Here is a 17,288-nt window from a genome sequence, read left to right as displayed (position 1 = left end):
GCGTTGACCGCCGAGTCCCTGCCCGCCGACCTGCGCCGCGCGATCGTGCAGATCGCGAGGACACCGCGACTGCTGGTCGCCTGCGACTACGACGGAACCCTCGCGCCGATCGTCGAGGATCCGGAAAAAGCACGGCCGCACACCGAGTCGGTGGGCGCGCTGCGCTCGCTCGCCGGGCTGCACGAGACGACCACGGCGGTGATCTCCGGGCGCGCGTTGCGCGACCTGGCGACGCTGTCGCGGCTGCCGTCCGAGGTGCACCTGGTCGGCAGCCACGGCTCGGAGTTCGACGTGGGCTTCGTGCACGCGCTCGACGCCGAGGCACGCGCGCTGCACACCCGCGTCGAAGCGGAGCTGGAACGGCTGGTCGAGGGCGCGCCCGGCGTGCAGCTGGAGGTCAAGCCCGCCAGCATCGCCGTGCACGTTCGCCGGGCCGAGCCCGAGGTGGCCGAGCGCATTCTCGCCGTGGTCCGCTCCGGCCCGTGCACCTGGGACGGCGTGCAGGTCACCGAGGGCAAGGCCGTGGTCGAGCTGGCGGTGATCCACACCGACAAGGGCCACGCCCTCGACGTGCTGCGCCACCAGGTCGGCGCCACGGCGGCGATCTTCGTCGGCGACGACGTGACCGACGAGAAGGCGTTCGCCCGGCTCTCCGGCCCGGACGTCGGTGTCAAGGTCGGTGACGGCGAAAGCCTTGCCATGTACCGGATCGCCGACCCGATCGACGTCGCCACCGTGCTCGCCATGGTCCTGGAGGAACGCCGAAACTGGCTCTACGGCGAGCAGGCGGTGCCGATCGAGCGGCTGTCGATGCTCTCCAACGAGCGGTCGGTCGCCCTGGTCACCCCGGACGCCCGCCTCACCTGGATGTGCCACCCCGAGCCGGACTCGGCGGCCGTCTTCGCCGACCTGCTCGGCGGCGCGGCCGCGGGCCACTTCTCGGTCACCCCGGAGCGCGGCGGCCTGCCACTGGGCCAGCGCTACCTGCCCGGGACGATGACGGTCGAGACCCGTTGGTCGGGCCTGCTCGTCACCGACTACCTCGACCACTTCACCGACGCCCACCGCACCGACCTGGTCCGTGTGGTGTCGGGCACGGCCCCGGCGGTTGTGGAGTTCGCGCCGCGGCCCGAGTTCGGCCAGGTCCAGGTGCGCCTGGACGCCTCCGCGGACGGCGTGCGCGTGCTCGGCACGTCCGACCCGATCGCCCTGCGCGCCCCCGGTGTCAGCTGGGAGATCACCTCCGACGGCATGCACGACACCGCCCGCGCGGTGATCCAGCCGAGCGTGGACGCGCCAGTGGTGCTGGAGCTGCGCTGCGGCACCGACAGCCTCGACCCGCACGAGATCCCTGAGGCCGACCGCAAGGCACGCTCCGGGGCGTACTGGTCGCAGTGGCTCGACACGCTGGTGCTGCCGCCGGTCGAGAAGGAGTTGGTGGCGCGTTCGGCGCTCACGCTGCGCGGCCTGTGCCACAGCGAGACCGGCGCGATCATGGCCGCGGCGACGACGTCGCTGCCGGAGGAGATCGGCGGCATCCGCAACTGGGACTACCGCTACTGCTGGCTGCGCGACGCGTCGATGACGGCGAAAGCGTTGGTGTCACTGGGTTCCACCGCCGAGGCGGAAGCGTTCCTCGGCTGGGTGCACGGCGTGCTGGCCACACTGCCCGGGCCGGAGCGGCTGCACCCGCTGTACACGATCGCGGGCACCACGCTCGGCCCGGAAGCGGTTATCGACACCCTCCCCGGCTACGCGGGCTCCCGGCCCGTGCGCGTCGGCAACCTCGCCAACCAGCAGGTCCAGCTCGACGTCTTCGGTCCCGTCGTCGACCTTGTCGTGGCCCTGTCGGAGGCGCGCGGCAAGCTCACCGACGACGACTGGCGCATGGTGTGCGCCATGGCCGAAGCGGTCACCCGGCGCTGGCACGAGCCCGACCACGGCATCTGGGAGGAGCGGCACCGCCCGCGCCACCACGTGTACTCGAAGGTCATGTGCTGGCTGACGATCGACCGCGCCCTGGCCCTTGCCGCCACCTACGGCCGCGAGCCGGAGCCCTCCTGGGAGTTCCTGCGCGCCGAGATCGCCCACGACGTGCTGACCAACGGCTGGAATGACGAGGTCAAGTCGTTCACCACGGCCTACGACGGCACCGACCTCGACGCCGCGACGCTGCTCATCGGCATGGTCGGCCTGGTCGACCCGGCCGACGAGCGCTTCCAGTCCACGGTCACCGCGATCGAGGCGGAGCTGCGTTCGGGGTCCACTGTGTACCGCTACCACCGCGACGACGGCCTGCCCGGCGACGAGGGCGGCTTCCACCTGTGCGCGGCGTGGATGATCGAGGCGTACCTACTCACCGGCCGCCGCCCGGAGGCCGAGGACCTGTTCGCCCAGATCGTCGACGCGGCCGGGCCCACGGGGCTGCTGCCCGAGGAGTACGACCCGATCGCGGAGCGTTCCCTCGGCAACCACCCGCAGGCGTACTCGCATCTCGGTCTGATCAGGTGCGCGCAGCTTCTCTCCGCGTAGTCGGCATTTCGCCTGCGGTCACGCTGCCGGGTATGGCAGCCTGTTCCGGATACCTGGGGGGACTGTGAAATCGCCAGAAGAGTGGATGCGCGACTTCGAGGGGAAGATCGCCGCCGCACAGGCCAAGGCCGCCATGGTCCAGGACGGCCTGGCCGGTGCGGCGTCCTCGGCTTCGTCTGACGACGGCGCCATCACGGTGGCGGTCGCGGCCAACGGCGCGCTGACCGATGTCCGTCTGACTCCCGCGGCGATGGGCAAGTCCCACACGGCGTTGGCGGCGGAGCTCATGGTGGTGGCCCGCAAGGCCCAGCGTTCGGCCGCGTCGAAGGTGGCCGAGGTGTTCGAGGCGGCGCACGGGCCGGGCTCGGAGACGCTGCGGGCGATCACCGAGTATGTGCCGCCGGAGGAAGAGGCGCCCGTGGCGCCGGAACGTCACCGGCCCGGGTTCATCGAGGAGATGCAACCGCCGCCGCAGCCGCCCAGGGCCAGGCCGCGTCGCCCCGATCCGAGCGTGAACTCGCTCGACGACGGCGATTTCAGCGACGAGTCGGCGATCTTCAAGAAGTAGCGCGGGTCTGGGGGGTAGTGCGTGTCCGAGGAAGCGAGTTCGACCACGTGGTCCAGTGGTGCGGGCATTGTCGAGAGCGTTGACGGGTTCGTCCAGTCGCTGACGGCGGACGCCGAAGGCGAGGGGCCGGACTTTCTCGACGTCGCCATCGGCGGCGCGGGTCTGGTGGTGGAGACGGTGGGGTTCGCCGCCAACCCACTGGCCGGGATCGCGTCGGCGGGAGTTGGTTGGCTGCTCGAGCACGTCAGCTTCCTGCGCGAGCCGCTCGACGCGCTGCTGGGCAACCCGGACGAGATCAACGCCAACGTCGACCAACTCAAGTCCGCGGCGCTGGAGATGAAGATGATCGCCCAGGAGCACCGTGAGGACATGGGCTCGGTCGACGACTGGTCGGGCGAGGCAAGCGACGCGTTCCGCGCCAACATGGACCAGATGGCGGCGGAGTACGACGCGCTTGGGTCCACAATGGACGGTACGGCGGCGATCTACGCGTTGTCCGGCGCGATCGTCTGCGAACTGCGCGCCATGGTGTTCGACATGATCTCCGACCTGATCGGCGAATTGATCGCGGCCGCGCTGATCGCCGCGGCGTCGGCGGCCGTCACCTTCGGTTCGTCCATCGCCGCCTTCGCGGGCTACGCGGGGACCCGGGCGGCGATGCTGGCCACGAAGATCGCGGGCAAGCTGTCCAAGCTCACCGCGGCCATGGCCCGCATGGGCGGCAGACTCAAGGCGCTGGGCGAGAAAATGCAGGGCCTGATCAAGGGCCTGGAGCGCTTCGCCGACTACGGCGACTACGCGAAGACGGCCTACGACGCGGTCCAGCCCTACGAAATGCCGCCGGCCAACGCCTGATGGCCCGGCGCAGGGGGAACGACAGCTCACCTTCGACGACGAACCACGGCGGCGACAGCGGCAGGCCGTCGTCATCGTCGTCGAGCGGGTCTTCTTCGCCGGGCGTCAGCGGGGGCCGCGGCGTCGGGATGAACGCCGACTCCGTCGAGTCGCTGGGCGGGCGGATCGCCGCCCGCAGCAGCCAACTCCGCGACGGGGTGGCGGCGAAGCTGAACATCGGCGCGAGCTCAGGCAGCGCCGGTGTGTTCGGCCAGGTCGCCATGGGACGGGCCGATGAGGCGATCGCCACCGCGCGCAGCGGCGCGGACAAGGCAGCCACGGCGGCGGAGAACGCCGGCGCCAAAACCAAGGCGACGGCACAGGCCACCCGGGGAACGGACCAGGCCGCGGCGTCGAAGCTGGGCGGGATCGAAAGCAAAGGTTCGTCACCGACGGTCTCGCGTGGGTCGGGCGGCACCGGGCAATCCGGCAGCAGCGGCAACGCGGCCCGCCCGTCGAGTTCGCCGACCGTGCGAGGGGGGCAGTCGAACGCCGCCACGGCCAACTCCACTGGGCCCACCTCGAACATCAACAAGGCGACGACGCCTTCAGGCGGTTCCCGCCCCGGCGGCGGTCCACCCGCGGGTGATCCGCGAAATGGTCCCCGCCCAGCGGCCACCCCGACTTCCGGTCCGACCCAGAGCACCGGGAACCGTGCGCCCGCCCAGGCCGGTCCCACCTCCGGACCCGCGGGACAGTCGACTCCGCAGAACGCGGCAGGCCAAGCGGGCAGGCAGGGAACGCCCCCGGCAGGCGCGCCACCGCGGCAGGCGGGCGGCGGATTTCAACCGGGATCCACTGGCGCGACCGGTCAACAAGGGCGCGGTGGGTCGCCGCAGGGGCCGGCCCGTTCAGCCGCGCAGAATGCCGCCGGGCAGCAGGGCAGGCCAGGAACCCCCGCAGGCCCAGCCGCGCCACGCCAAGGAGCCCCCGGATTCCCGAGCGGCCCCGCCAACCCGGGCACAGGTCGTGGAGGCGCTGGTAGCCCGCCCCCCGCACACACCACAGGCAGACCAACTCACCCGGTGGCACCTGCCGCGAACACCGGCCCACCCGGCCAAAGCGCACCAGCGGCGCCCGGGCCCCGACCGCAGAGCGCGCCGGGCCTGACCGGCCATCCCCACGGTGGGAATCCCCCACACCGCACCGGTTCTGGTTCGCCGGGCTCCCCGCCGCCAAGTGGCAGGCCGGGCCTCGACAGGCCACCCATGCGCAACCACTCCGGACCCGGCGTTCCCGCGGGCGGGCAGCCGCACCACGGACCCGCGGGCCCGAACCAGCCGGGCCGGGGCACCGCCCCAGCAGGCGCACCCCATCCGCGGCATGGTCCTGGCCGCGGCATGCCGCCCACCGCCGGACCGCACCCGCTGCAGGGGCTTCCGCAGCAGGGTCGGGGCACACCACTGGCGGGCGGACCGCACCCACAGCAGGGATCCGGCCAACCGAGCCGCGGCATGCCACCGGCAGGCAGGCCGTACCCAGGACCTTCGCAACCTGGTCGCGGCACGCCACCGGGCGGACCGCACCCACAGCGGGGCTATGCCCCGCCCGGGCCAGGCACACCGCCCGCCCGTGCCCCCCATCCGTCTAACCCCAGCCTGGGATACGCCCAACCGGCTCCTGGGCGACCGGTCAACCCGGGTGTTCCGAACCCCGGATACAACAACCCGCCCTATGGTGGCCCGCCGGGGCAACCAATGCCGCCAAGGCCTGGCGGGTATCACCCGCCGCCGCGTCCTCAAGGCCCACCGTTCGGTCAGGGCCGACCCGAGTCGCGCCCGCATCCTGGGGCACCCGGCAACTATGGCCCGCCCGCCAACGTTTCCGGGCCCGCCCGTCACGACGGCGCTCCGGCGAACGTCCAGCCCCCTGCGCAGGCTCCCGCACCCAGAGCCGATGGTCTGCCACCAGTGCCACTGGAACACACCGACCCGGCCAAATACGGCGTGCCCAAGATCTTCGTGCGACCCGAAGACGGCTGGCAGGACAAGGAGAACGTCCTCTACCGCGGGGATCGGCGCTCACCGGAACAGATCAAGGCAGATGGTGGATTCCGCCCCTGGGACTCCGCCAACCCGGACTTGAGGAAACACGTCGGCGGGGACCAGAACGGATTCGTCAGCACGTCGACCGAGGCAGAGGTCGGCCGCGGGGAAACAGGTTCCGGCAGGCTCTACGTCATCCAGGCCCCGGGCGGCATCCTCACGGATCCGACCATGGCGGCGGCCGGTGACCGGGGCCGCGGGGAAAGTGAAGTCCTGTTTCCCGGCGGCATCGACTGGCGATACGTCGCGGGCTGGCACAAGGTCTCCTATGACAGCGGTCCCCCGGGCAGGTATGTGGACGGGCCGTTCGAGCCCAACCCGGACTTCATCGGCAACCAGAAGCCCGCCGATCCGACGCCGACCGCGCAACCCGACCAGCGCACCGCGGGCCAGGGAACAGATCGTGACCAACAGTCTTCGGCTTCACCGCGGCTCGGCGACGAGTCACCCAGGGAACCGGACCGGGCCCACCGCGACGCGGAAGGCTTCCGGACCCCGCCCACTCAGCCACCGGCCGCACAGTCGCCCGGGCGCACGACACCACACCAGCCGAACGCCACCGGGTCGCCCGCGAATGCCATAGCGAACCAGGCATCCGCCCCGGCACGGACGTCCCCCAACGGCTTCGGCCATCCACCCGGCGCGAACCAGCCCCGCCCGACAACGCTCTACGACCAGGGACGCCCCTCCTCGTTTGGCGTACCGCCCCAAGTCGCCGCTTCCGGAGCGCCCATGCGGCCCTCCGACGCGTCCGACGGCCAGTCATTCGGGCCTGAGGGCAGCGCGGCTCTGGAACGGCGGGAGCAGGAAAGGCAAGAGCACGAGGCGAAAGTGGCAGCGGATGCGGCCACGCGGCGCGCCGAGCAACTGCGAGCACGGGAACGCGCCGACCAGGCGGCGAAGCCCGAACGCCCACTCGGTCAGCGAATCGGCGAACTGTCCGACGAGCGGCTCGACAAGGTGCGCGAGCACATCCAGAAGACCGACGCGGGCATGTCGATCTTCGACCGCTCTGAGGGCAACGAACGGCACACAGCCAACCAGGTGGCGCCGATCCCCGGCGCCTACGTCATCGACATGCACGGAGCCGAACGACACGTCAAGGCAGGAAGGTCCACCCTCACCGCGGACGATGTCGCCGACATCATGCGGGCCAACCCGGACTGGGACGGGGAGACACCGATCCTGTTGATCGGCTGCGGCACCGGGAAGCTGCCCGACGGCTTCGCCGCGGAACTGGCGAAGAAGACCGGGGTCGAGGTCATCGCACCCACCACGGACGCCTGGGTCGACTACGCCGGCAATGTGTTCGCCAGTCAATCCCGCAACAGCTACGAAGGGCCCGGCGTTCGACCGGGGTGGCCGCCGAACGGGGAATGGCACACGTTCGGTCCGGATGGCAGCAGGAAGATCGACGAAAGCCCCTTCCCGCCCGGCCACACGCCGCGCTGGGGGACGGACGGCAAGGGCGATCTTCCCCAGCAAGCGCCCAAGGGAGCGGCGCGTCGAGGCGACGACGACGGCGCCGACGAACGACCTGGCGAGAAACCGCCCCACCAGTCCCAGGCACAGCAACGCGGCGGGGAGAGCCCCGGCCAGTCGACCGACGGGTCAGAGCAGTCCACGGACCCGTTGCGCCACACCGACGGCCGTGCCCAGGACACGGTCGACGCGGCCCGCCAGGCGGCGGCGCTGACACGCACCGACACCGGCGATGTCGACCCTGACGCGGTGGCGGACTTGCTCAACGGGCTGCCGAGCCTGCGAGACGACTCACCGGACTCGATCGGCGAGCTGGTCGCGACGGTGTTCGACGGCGACGTGACGCTGGAGCCGGTCGGCGGCCACGAGGGTCGCGCCCGGACCACCCGCCCGGTGTACCAGGTGTTGGTGGACGGCGAGCCGGTCGGCTACGTCAAGGTCGTGCCGGACGGGGCTGAGTTCGCCAGCGAGTTGTCGGCAGCGGATCGGCTCCACCAAGCCAACCTGACCAGTTTCGGTGTGCCCGACGTCCTCGCGGTCGCCTCGGTGCCCGGCCCGGACGGCACGCGCCGCGGTGCGCTGTTCTCCGCACTCGCTCCGGGCGACCCGGTCGACGGCCTGCTCCGCCGGGTCCCGCTGGCCTGGGACCGCGACAGGGCGATGGACGATCTGCGCCGGGCCGTCACCGGTGTCGCCGAGGGCATGGCCGAACTGCACCGTGGAGGCGACCGCCCGGCATCACCGGCCTATCTGAACCCGCACGCCGACGCGATCCGCGACCACCTGTCCGAGCTGGATGCCCGACGGCCGATCCTGGATCGGCTCGGCATCGACCTCGACCAGATCGACGCCGCGATGGACGCCACCATCGCCGACGCCATGGCCGACCCGGGTCCAGCAGGCCTGGCCCATGGCGACGCCCACCTGGGCAACTTCCTCTGGGACGCGGACGCGGGCGTGACGCTCATCGACGCCCCCACTTTGCACCAGTCGATGGACGCCGCAGGCAGCCCCATCGGCACACCGGCTCGCGACGTGGCGCTGTTCACCCAGCGCATCGGCCACTTCGGTTCCGAGTTCGGGCTGTCTCCGGCGGCGATCACCCAGCTCCGCGACGACTTCGCCAACGCCTACGCCCGCAACGGCGGCCCGACCGTGCCCGCGCCCGTGCGGGCGATGTTCGAAGCCCGCGCGGCGACGCACCGCCTGACCCGCGCCGTGACCCGGCTGGAGGACCGCCCCGATCCCCGCAGGGCGGCCGACGTCGGCGCCGCCACCGCCGCCCTCCAGGACGCCCTTAACCTCGACAGCACCGCGGCCACCGAACTCGCCGACAGCTTCGCGGGTGAGCTGCCCGGCACCCCCGAGTTCCGCCGCGCCTGGATCGGCATCGACAACTTCCGCAGCTACATGCTCCACACCGCCGACCCCACGACCCGAGAACGCTTCGGAACGGAACACGCTGACCGCGTCCGCGACCTCCAGTCCCGCCAGACCAAGCAATTCAAGACACTGTGGGACGACCTCTTCCCGAAGAAGAAGGACGAGTACGCGCTCTCGCCAGAAGGAAGACTCCGGGCTGAGGGGTTGATCCGAGGGTTTGCAGCGGATGCCGAGAACCTCATGAACGAGTTGGCGGGATTCGCGGCCACGACCGGCGACCCAGCCCTGGCCGAGGGCAACGCGGGGGCCACCATGGATCGGGAGGGCACGGCGGCCTGGGAGGCTTCGTTCCGAGAGATGCAAGCCACGATCAACAACGTGATCGCCGACTTCCGCTACCGCGGCCACGAGATCGGATACATCGGCAGCATGCAGACCGGCTGGCGTGGCCCACACAAAGGGAAGACCCGCTTCGACCCCTACGACTTCGATGTCGACCTCTACGTAGTAGTCGACCAGGAAACCTTCAACGAAATTGACAGTACTTATCCGGGTTTGGACAGCGACAATATAAAAATCATGCCCGATGACAAGGATCCGGAAGACCTCGTCCGTCTCGGTAAGCAGATCGGCCAAGCACTCAAGCGGGCTTTCCCGCATGTCAAGGGAATCGAAGAGTCTGTGATCGCCCTTCGCTCGGAGCAGCCTTGGTAAAATTCCATGATGCCCACGCGCACCCGCTTTCCAGCACGCATGCTTCAACCACGGAAAGAGTTCAGATGAAGCGACAAAAGATACACTTCAATGCTCGGGTGGACACCGACGAGGAGTTGGAGCACGTCGCCGCACGCGTAGGGCAAGCATTGGACTGCACCTTTACCCGAGGCGAGTTCCAACGGGGGTACGCACAAGTCTCGTATGTGTTCGGTCTCAAAATCTCGGTGGTGGGGGTGTATGGCATCGGCGGCAAGGATGTAGTCAAACTCGTGGGCAGTGTTACCGAGGAGGGCTTCCTCTACGCACCGGATGGCAGCGACCAGGTCGAGTATGACCGCGTGGATATCAGCGCCTACCTAGTCGACCTGCTCACCATCCGCACCGGGCTCCAGTGGTACCAACCCACCCCAGAAGACCGCGCCGCCGAACGCAAAGCAGCCGGCCGATACGACGACATACTCGGCGGAATCGGCACCCAAGGATGGACCAACGCCGACGAAGAAAAGTTCGGCGACTGGTAACAAAATGATGAAGCGACAGGAGATATATTTCAGCGCTCGGGTGGATATCGAGAAGACGCCGGTGCCAGTCGAGGCACTGGAGCAGGTCGCCGCGCGCGTCGGACAAGCATTGAACTGCACCTTCGCCCGAGGTGAGTACCAACGCTGGTACGCACAAGTAGCGGACGTCTTCGGCCTCCGCATCTCATTGGCGGGCGTGTCTGGGATCGGCGGCAAAGCCGTAGCCAAACTCGTAGGCAACGTCGGCGAGGACGGCTTCCTCTATGACTCGGATGGCGGCGACCAAGTCGAGTATGACCGAGTCGATATCAGCGCCTACCTAGTCGACCTACTCACCATCCGCACCGGATTGCAGTGGTACATACCCACCCCAGAAGACCGCACCGCCGAAGGCAAAGCAGCCAGCCGATTCGACGACTTTCTCGGCGGAGTCGGCTCACAAGGATGGACCAGCGCCGACGAAGAAAAATTCGGCGACTGGTAATGAAGAGACAGAAGATATATTTCAGCGCCCGGTTGGATACCGACGAGGAGTTGGAGCACGTCGCCGCACGCGTCGGACAAGCATTGAACTGCACCTTCGCCCGAGGTGAGTTCCAACGGGGGCGCGCAGAAGTCGCGTACGTCTTTGGCCTCAAAATATCCATTGTTGGTGTGTCTGGCATCGGCGGTAAGGACGTAGCCAAACTCGTCGGCGAAGTTGCCGAGAAGGGGTTCCTCTACGCCCCGGACGGCAGCGACCAGGTCGAATATGACCGAGTGGATATCAGCGACTATCTGGTCGATCTAATAACCATCCGCACCGGGCTCCGGTGGTACCGACCCACCCCTGAAGACCGCGCCGCCGAACGCAAAGCAGCCCGCGGATACGACGACGGACTCGGCGGAGTCGGCTCCCAGGGATGGACCAGCGCCGATGAGGAAAAATTCGGTGACTGGTGATGACAGGCGTTGAGCGAACAGCTGACAAGGAACAGAGCACGTGAGCGAGCAAGTGCCTTTCGACATCGCGGTTGACCGGGACGAGGCGTTCCGGTTCGAGTACGGGCCGGGAACAACCGCCTACCTCGCGCATGACCCCACGCGTGAGTCCGGTGACCCGGTTGTCCGACTGGACGACGGCCGCACGGTCGAACAGGCCCAGGTGTCGCTGTTCGAGTCGGTGTTCAGCATCGCGACGTTCCGGCTCGCCGACGGCGGCAACCAGTTGGTCGCAGACGCTGACCCAGTCACGGGTTATGTGGCACCGGAAGCCGACACGTCGCTCGTCCAGCTTCGCCGCATGCCGCCGATGCCGGGGCCGCTGTGGCCCCGATTCCCCGCGGTCGTGGTCAGCAACTCGACACGTCCCGACTTCACAGCGGTGCTCGACGCGACGATGGCGGCGATCGCGGAGCGCGCTCCCCGTGGCTGGGTGAAATTGTCCCTCCGCTGCACAGCGACCGTGGCGCGGATGGAACTGGCCGCCACGGTGGTATTCGCCGACGGTGAGGTCCGGGCGTGGTCGCCCCCTGCCATGGTCAGCCAGTGGCTGCACCGCCTGCGCATGCGCTGCTACCGCCCTGCCGACGGTGTCTGGTCCACGGCTCAGTTCGAGTTCACGCAGGGCACCCCTGGGACGCACGCGTTCGGCGACCCCCAGGCTGGGCCGTCCTGGCAGGTCGGCAAGACCGACCTCGCCCACCTCCGACATGTCACCGAGGACCTGCGGGCACTGCCCCGGGGGCCTTACGCGATCGCGCCGTGGCAGCTGGAGGCCGCGCTGGGGATACAGCAAAGGCTTCGCGCGCAAGGCATCCAGCGGGTGGTGTCAGGTGAACGACCGGCGGACAACGGCGGCCGCACTGAGCTGGTCCGGCTGTTCGACGGAACCGACGCCGCGGGCAGGCCCGCCTGGTACCGCCCGCAGGTCAGCGCGATGGAACTCGACGCGGTCCTGCACTACCTCGAGAACGCGCCGCTCGTGTTGTCCTCGCGTGGGCTGACTGACGACCTGCTCGGCGACGGCGATGAGCCGACGGTCCCGATGGGCTTTCATACCGACGGTCGCTGGGTATGGCCCAGCGCGGTCGCCTATTACCTGCGGGAACACAACGTCCCGCCGGTCCTGCACCTTGTCGACCACATCCGGGAGAACGGGTACGAGCTGCCGGTCGAGGTGCCCAGGATCGCGATGAGCCGGGCCGCCGCGCTGGCGATGGGCAGGCCATGGGACGAGTCCAGCGTCGCTGAGGCCATGAAGGAAGCCCACGCCCCGTTGTTCCACGTCGTCTCGCGGTTCGCGATCAGTCCCAGGCACTACTCGTGGGGTTACCACAGGGACCAGACGTGGTGTCTGGTCCCGGATGGCGATTGGTTCGTCGTCTACTGGGCTGACGGGGACTCGACTCGGTCCAGCACGCGGTTCGGCGACGTCCGGAACGCGGCGGCCCACCTCGCGGGCCAACTCGTCGCCGGTCACCGGGACCTTCAGTACCAGTTCGACGAAGAGATCCACTGGTGGCAGACCCCGTACGACACGGTGTCCGAACTCGACCCGTCACTCGAGCACTTCACCCAGGTCATGTCGACCCAGGCACCCGCCGACGTCGAGGTCGACCGCTACGGCACGCCCGACGGCAACCTGGTCTTCCTCGCCGACACCCCGTTCGAACAACGCGGGCTGCCCGCCGACCACGCCGAACGCGAATACCATCGTTACCGGCTGGTCGGCGACACGTGGGTGGTCCTCACCGCCGTCGCTGAGGCGGGTGGTCGCCTGTACCTGGTGCCCAAACCGATCAGCGAGTACCTGGCCAGCGGCCACATGGTGGAGATCTCGGCTCCGCCGCAGGCGCCGAGCCCTCCCACCCTGCCGCCGATCACCGACGGCATGCGCGAGGAGGGGCGCCGGAATCCGGGCGGCTGGGTGTGGTGCGCCGACCCGGAGGTCGACCCCCGCTACATCGAGGGCGTCCCGAACTTCGCACTGCTCGGCGCGTACAAGGTCGACCAAACGGGCGAGCTGACCGGTGAGACCTACATCAACGACGAATACCGCCCCGGCCCGAGCAAACGCGGCTTCCCGGAACCACGCACCGAGTTCGAGCTGGTGCTCAACTTCATCGCCGCGGGATGGCTGCCCCACGAACGCATCCTCGGCGCCGCGCTGGGCAGCCCCTTCATCCTCGACATCGACAGCCCGGACAAACTCCGCGTCGGCGTCGACGGACAGGGAAGGCGCTTCCTGGTCGTCTACTCATCTCCCCGCTACGCCCCACGCGGCGGCGCCGCAACGATGCAGGCCGACGGCCGCGCCCTCCTGCCATTGCTGGCCGACGCCACGCTGGTGGTCAACCCAGGCGGGGAGATGAGCATCGAACTGCCCGGCAACGACCTCATCGCGGCGGGACGAATGCCTGGATGACGACAGGCCACTTCCGGTGGGTCCGAACGATGAACTGGATCAAGGCTTGAGCGACGCTGAACTGAATCGGGAACGGCAGGACTTGGTGGATCTCGCGGAGCGCTTTGGGCTGCCGCGAACCGTGCCCGGGGGGCCGTTCCCGCCTTCGCAGGCGGGTGCGCCGTTGATCGTGGACACCGACGCGGGCGGCGACCCGGACGACGCAATCGCGATCGTTCTCGCGGCACAGGAGCCGACACTGGCACTGGTGACCACCGTGGACGAACTGGGTGGACGACGAGCCCGATTCGTTCGACTGCTGTTGGACCTGTTGGGCCGCACCGATGTCCCGGTCGTGGCCGGGGCCGATCTGGGCAACACCCGCCTGGACTGTGTCGACGGTCTGGTGCCCGAATCCGTTGGCACGCAGCCGGATGGTGTGGTGGACGCGGTCGCAAGTCTCTGCGCCGGGTCGGATGGGCTGGTGCGCTGGGTTGGCATCGGTCCGGCGACGAACCTGGCCAAGGTGCTGGCAGCACGGCCGGATCTCGCCGAGCGGCTTGTGGTGACGCAGAAGGGCGGCGCCGTGAACTACCGCGACCCCGAGCGCGCGGAGCACAACTTCCGGATGGACCCGGTCGCCGCCGCCACTCTGGTGAGCACCGCGCGCCTGCCGAAACTTGTCCTGTCGGACACCACGTTCACCCCGGAGATCGAGATTCGCCGCGACAGCACACCGCACCGTCGTCTCTCCCGGTCGGACGCGCCCCCGTGGGCGAAACTGGTAGCCGCCCACCTGGATCAATGGTTCGACCGCTTCCACCCGGCCACGATCCAACACGACTCCATGACCCTCGCCGCAGGCCTGCAGCTGCCGTTTGTGGGCCTGGCACGCGAACGCGTGCTCGTGGACGCGGCAGGCCGGTTGACCATCAACACCGCAGGCCACCTGGTCAGGCTGAGCATCAAAGCGGACTATCCGGTGTTCATGGGCTGGCTCCACCGCGCGCTGGAAGCCGCGGGCGCGCGGGGAGGCGGGCGGTGAACCGAGACGAGGCTATCGCCGTCGCACTGGAGTGGATCAGAGCGACCCATGGTCAAGCTGCTGATCAACTGCGTGTCCTCACCGAGAATGTCGTGCTGGTACGCGGCCAGTGGTACGTGCCATACAACGCCGTTGACGACGACATCGTGCCGTTGCCCGCGGTGGAGGTTCCAGACGACGGCAGCGCGCCGCGGCGGTTCGTTCCCTCGGGTCCGCCGTCGCCGTGGACACGGGGTGTGCCGGAGTTCTGGCCCGAGCCCGGGCCGGACCTCGCGGTGGTCGACCCGGAATGGGATCAGACAGCGTTCGCGCACTTGAGCGTTCCGGAGTCGGCCGTGCTGGGCTGGGTGCGGGCGCCTGGGTCGGCCAGGTTCCGACGCAACGCCGCGTACCGGCCGGGTTCGGTGTGGCTGGGCTGGCCCGCACCGCAAACTGCCGCTAGGTCGGCCAGACTGGCGAGCTGACCGGCGAGACCTACCTCGACAACGCCTACCGCCCGGCCCGCGCGAACGCGGCTTCCCCGAACCGCACACCGAATTCGAACTCGTGCTCAACTTCATCGCCGCGGACCGGCTGCCACACCAGCGCATCCTCAGCGCCGCCCTGAGCAGCCTGTTCATCCTGGACGCCGACAGCCCGGAAAAGCTCCGGATGGGCGTCGACGCCATGGGAAGGCGGTTCCTCGTCGTCCACTCGTTACGCCCAGAGGGCGGGCGCGGGACGATGCGGGCCGAGGGACGAACGCTCCTGCCGCTGGTGACCGGCGCCATCCTGGCGTGAACCCAGGTGCGCAGATGAGCATCGAACTCTCCGGCGACGACCTCATCGCCACGGCACGGACACCACGACAGGAATCGGGCGATCGCTCACAGTCGCGGCGAACTCCAGTTTGCGGGATCAGGTCCGACCACGCTGCGCTATGTCCTACCGTGTGTCCCGCTGAGTCGGATCTGGGTAGGGGGTCTTGAGTGGACGGACTTGTCGTCCTGCTGCTCGTCGTCGTCGCGGCGGCCATAGGTGCGGTGATCATGGGGCTGTGGCTGCGCAAGCGGAAGCCCTCGGTCGCCAAGAGCCCGGTCGACCCGTACGCGGACAACGATCATCACGCGATCCACGGCGATCCCCGCAAGCTCAAGGCCGGTGACCTGGTCGAGCTGCGCGGTGAGTCCTACATGGTGCGGGGCACGCTACGGCTCGACGAGGGTGGCTGGTCGTGGTCCGAGCACCTGCTGGAGCAGACCAACGGCGAGCGGGTCTGGCTCTCCGTCGAGGAGGACCCCGAGTTGGAGCTCGTCGCCTGGACCGAGGTCGACCTCGACCTGGCACCGGGAGCGAAAACCCTTTCGCACGAGGGCAGGCAGTACCGCTCCGACGAGTCCGGCAAGGCGAAGTTCCGTAGCGAGGCGACGACCGGGCTCAATCCCGAGGGCGTCGTCAAGTACCACGACTACGCCGCCGGTGACTCGCTGTTGTCCTTCGAGGCCTACGGCGAAGCCGACTGGGAGGCGTCGACCGGCGTGAAGCTGTCCACCTACGACGTGCGCATCTACCCGGCGAGCGCCGAATGAGCGGCAAACCCGACGAGGCCACCGAACCCGAAGAGCCGTTGACACCGGCGTCGAAGAAGCCGGGCTGCTGGTTCTGGATGGCGGGCATTTTCGGCGCCATCGCCGCGGTGATCGCGATCGCGATGCTCGCGCGGGGGACGACGGTGCGTGACTACGTCGACAACACCTACGCCCGCGCGGCGAACCTGGACCGGGGCGAGGAGATCGCCTTCACCAGCCCGCAGACGCCGACCCTGGTGGCGGCGAACATCGCCGGGCAGTGGAAGCCGGTGTCGCAGTACGCCGACGCGAGCGGGGTGTACCTGCGCTACAACGACGACATGGTGCTGGTGCGACCCCAGGGCAAGGGCAGCGTCATCCGGATCGACGACGTGGAGCGCGCCTACCGCACGTACCACTCGTCGGTCGGCGGGCACTGGGGCTGGACGTCCGGGCACGGGGAGTCGTTCCGTGGACGGGGTCCGGGGGCGGGCAAGTGAAGAAAGCCATCGTCTGGACCACCGTCATCGCGCTGGTCGCTTTCCTGGTCGGCCTCGACGCCGGATGGTGGTCGTCGACCGACAACGACACCACGATCCCGACGCTGTCGGAGACCGACGGGAACGACCTGGTCGCCCGACTCGCGAAAGCCGAGGCGGCGCACGGTGTCTGCTACGGCTGGGTCGTGAAGAACGGCTCCGGCAAGCCGGTCACGTCGGGTTCGAGCCGCGGCATCGGCGTGTCCGCCGACACGTGCGAGCAGTACGCCATGCTGATCAGCACCATCACCTACACGTCGGCGTCGAGCGAGTCGGACGACTCCGCCTCGGTGACCGTGAAGACCTCGCCCGGCCTGCCGTACCTGTCCTCGTCGGAGCTGTCCCTGGTCGGCGTGGACACGAAGGCGCTGCTGGAGGAGCCGACCACGGCGACCGCCTACGGCGCCCTCGCGCTTCCGTTGCTGCTGGCGGAAAAGGGGAAAGTCCAGCCCCTGGAGCCCGAACAGGCGACGGCCGCGCCCACCACTTCGATCGGACGCCCGGGCTCGGACTTCGCCGCCACCCACCGCGGCGCGATCATCTCACTGTCGATCTTCGGCGGCCTCGCCCTGATCGGACTGGTCATCGGATTCATCCTGCGCCGCAAGCGCGGTCAAGAAGGGTAGTCAC

The 17,288-nt window shown here is 69.1% G+C and carries 15 protein-coding genes; 14 read left to right on the top strand and 1 reads right to left on the bottom strand.

Features of this window, described 5'->3' with window-relative positions; translation table 11 throughout:
- Positions 1-3: 3 nt before the first annotated feature.
- The 3 genes from otsB (at position 4) to GPZ80_RS07965 (ending at position 3,955) form a co-directional block, all read left to right on the top strand.
- The gene (gene otsB, locus GPZ80_RS07975) at positions 4-2,532 is read left to right on the top strand and encodes a trehalose-phosphatase (RefSeq protein ID WP_187219555.1); all 2,529 of its coding nucleotides are present in this window, start codon (positions 4-6) and stop codon (positions 2,530-2,532) included.
- 85 nt (positions 2,533-2,617) lie between these two features.
- Entirely contained in the window at positions 2,618-3,100 is a 483-nt protein-coding gene (locus GPZ80_RS07970; protein ID WP_187219553.1) for a YbaB/EbfC family nucleoid-associated protein, read from the top strand.
- Between the two features lie 21 nt (positions 3,101-3,121).
- Positions 3,122-3,955: a WXG100 family type VII secretion target gene (locus GPZ80_RS07965; protein WP_187219551.1), complete on the top strand. Its 834-nt coding sequence runs from the start codon at positions 3,122-3,124 to the stop codon at positions 3,953-3,955.
- Here GPZ80_RS07965 and GPZ80_RS07960 read toward each other — a convergent pair.
- Positions 3,861-4,505, bottom strand: a complete 645-nt coding sequence (locus GPZ80_RS07960; RefSeq protein ID WP_187219549.1) for a hypothetical protein — start codon at positions 4,503-4,505, stop codon at positions 3,861-3,863. The two genes, GPZ80_RS07965 and GPZ80_RS07960, sit on opposite strands and share 95 nt — an antisense overlap.
- A gap of 1,399 nt (positions 4,506-5,904) precedes the next feature.
- Here GPZ80_RS07960 and GPZ80_RS07955 point away from each other — a divergent pair.
- From GPZ80_RS07955 to GPZ80_RS32525, 11 genes are all read left to right on the top strand, one after another.
- Positions 5,905-9,618 carry a DUF8616 domain-containing protein gene (locus tag GPZ80_RS07955; protein WP_187219547.1) on the top strand — a complete coding sequence of 1,238 codons (3,714 nt, stop codon included), beginning with the start codon at positions 5,905-5,907 and terminating at the stop codon, positions 9,616-9,618.
- A gap of 98 nt (positions 9,619-9,716) precedes the next feature.
- Positions 9,717-10,142, top strand: coding sequence for a hypothetical protein (locus GPZ80_RS07950; RefSeq protein ID WP_187219545.1), 426 nt, complete (start codon positions 9,717-9,719; stop codon positions 10,140-10,142).
- Positions 10,143-10,182: 40 nt separating this feature from the next.
- Positions 10,183-10,626: a hypothetical protein gene (locus tag GPZ80_RS07945; protein WP_187219543.1), complete on the top strand. Its 444-nt coding sequence runs from the start codon at positions 10,183-10,185 to the stop codon at positions 10,624-10,626.
- Positions 10,626-11,084, top strand: coding sequence for a hypothetical protein (locus GPZ80_RS07940; protein ID WP_187219542.1), 459 nt, complete (start codon positions 10,626-10,628; stop codon positions 11,082-11,084). The genes GPZ80_RS07945 and GPZ80_RS07940 overlap by 1 nt, the downstream gene beginning before the upstream one ends.
- A gap of 40 nt (positions 11,085-11,124) precedes the next feature.
- Positions 11,125-13,548, top strand: a complete 2,424-nt coding sequence (locus tag GPZ80_RS33640; protein WP_187219541.1) for a glycohydrolase toxin TNT-related protein — start codon at positions 11,125-11,127, stop codon at positions 13,546-13,548.
- A gap of 46 nt (positions 13,549-13,594) precedes the next feature.
- Positions 13,595-14,572: a nucleoside hydrolase gene (locus tag GPZ80_RS07930; protein ID WP_222718989.1), complete on the top strand. Its 978-nt coding sequence runs from the start codon at positions 13,595-13,597 to the stop codon at positions 14,570-14,572.
- Positions 14,569-15,036 (top strand): hypothetical protein, encoded by a 468-nt coding sequence (locus GPZ80_RS07925; RefSeq protein ID WP_187219539.1) that lies wholly within the window; start codon positions 14,569-14,571, stop codon positions 15,034-15,036. Before GPZ80_RS07930 ends, GPZ80_RS07925 begins: the two co-directional genes overlap by 4 nt.
- An 82-nt stretch (positions 15,037-15,118) precedes the next feature.
- Complete coding sequence (locus tag GPZ80_RS07920; protein ID WP_187219538.1) at positions 15,119-15,352, top strand: hypothetical protein; 234 nt, start codon at positions 15,119-15,121, stop codon at positions 15,350-15,352.
- A 188-nt stretch (positions 15,353-15,540) separates the two neighbouring features.
- Entirely contained in the window at positions 15,541-16,140 is a 600-nt protein-coding gene (locus tag GPZ80_RS07915) for a DUF4178 domain-containing protein (RefSeq protein ID WP_312880184.1), read from the top strand.
- Positions 16,137-16,619, top strand: coding sequence for a DUF4247 domain-containing protein (locus GPZ80_RS07910; RefSeq protein WP_222718988.1), 483 nt, complete (start codon positions 16,137-16,139; stop codon positions 16,617-16,619). The genes GPZ80_RS07915 and GPZ80_RS07910 overlap by 4 nt, the downstream gene beginning before the upstream one ends.
- The gene (locus GPZ80_RS32525; protein ID WP_187219537.1) at positions 16,616-17,284 is read left to right on the top strand and encodes a hypothetical protein; all 669 of its coding nucleotides are present in this window, start codon (positions 16,616-16,618) and stop codon (positions 17,282-17,284) included. The genes GPZ80_RS07910 and GPZ80_RS32525 overlap by 4 nt, the downstream gene beginning before the upstream one ends.
- The last annotated feature ends 4 nt before the right edge of the window (positions 17,285-17,288 follow it).

The sequence above is a fragment of the Actinokineospora xionganensis genome, assembly GCF_014323725.1.
GTDB lineage: Bacteria > Actinomycetota > Actinomycetes > Mycobacteriales > Pseudonocardiaceae > Actinokineospora > Actinokineospora xionganensis.
This window is presented reverse-complemented; position numbering and strand designations above follow the sequence as displayed.

Bases quoted from the DNA above. Each gene is read 5' to 3' on its own strand.
- GPZ80_RS07970 (WP_187219553.1), top strand. From the start codon at position 2,618: ATGCGCGACTTCGAGGGGAAGATCGCCGCCGCACAGGCCAAGGCCGCC.
- GPZ80_RS07940 (WP_187219542.1), top strand. From the start codon at position 10,626: ATGAAGAGACAGAAGATATATTTCAGCGCCCGGTTGGATACCGACGAG.
- GPZ80_RS07910 (WP_222718988.1), top strand. From the start codon at position 16,137: ATGAGCGGCAAACCCGACGAGGCCACCGAACCCGAAGAGCCGTTGACA.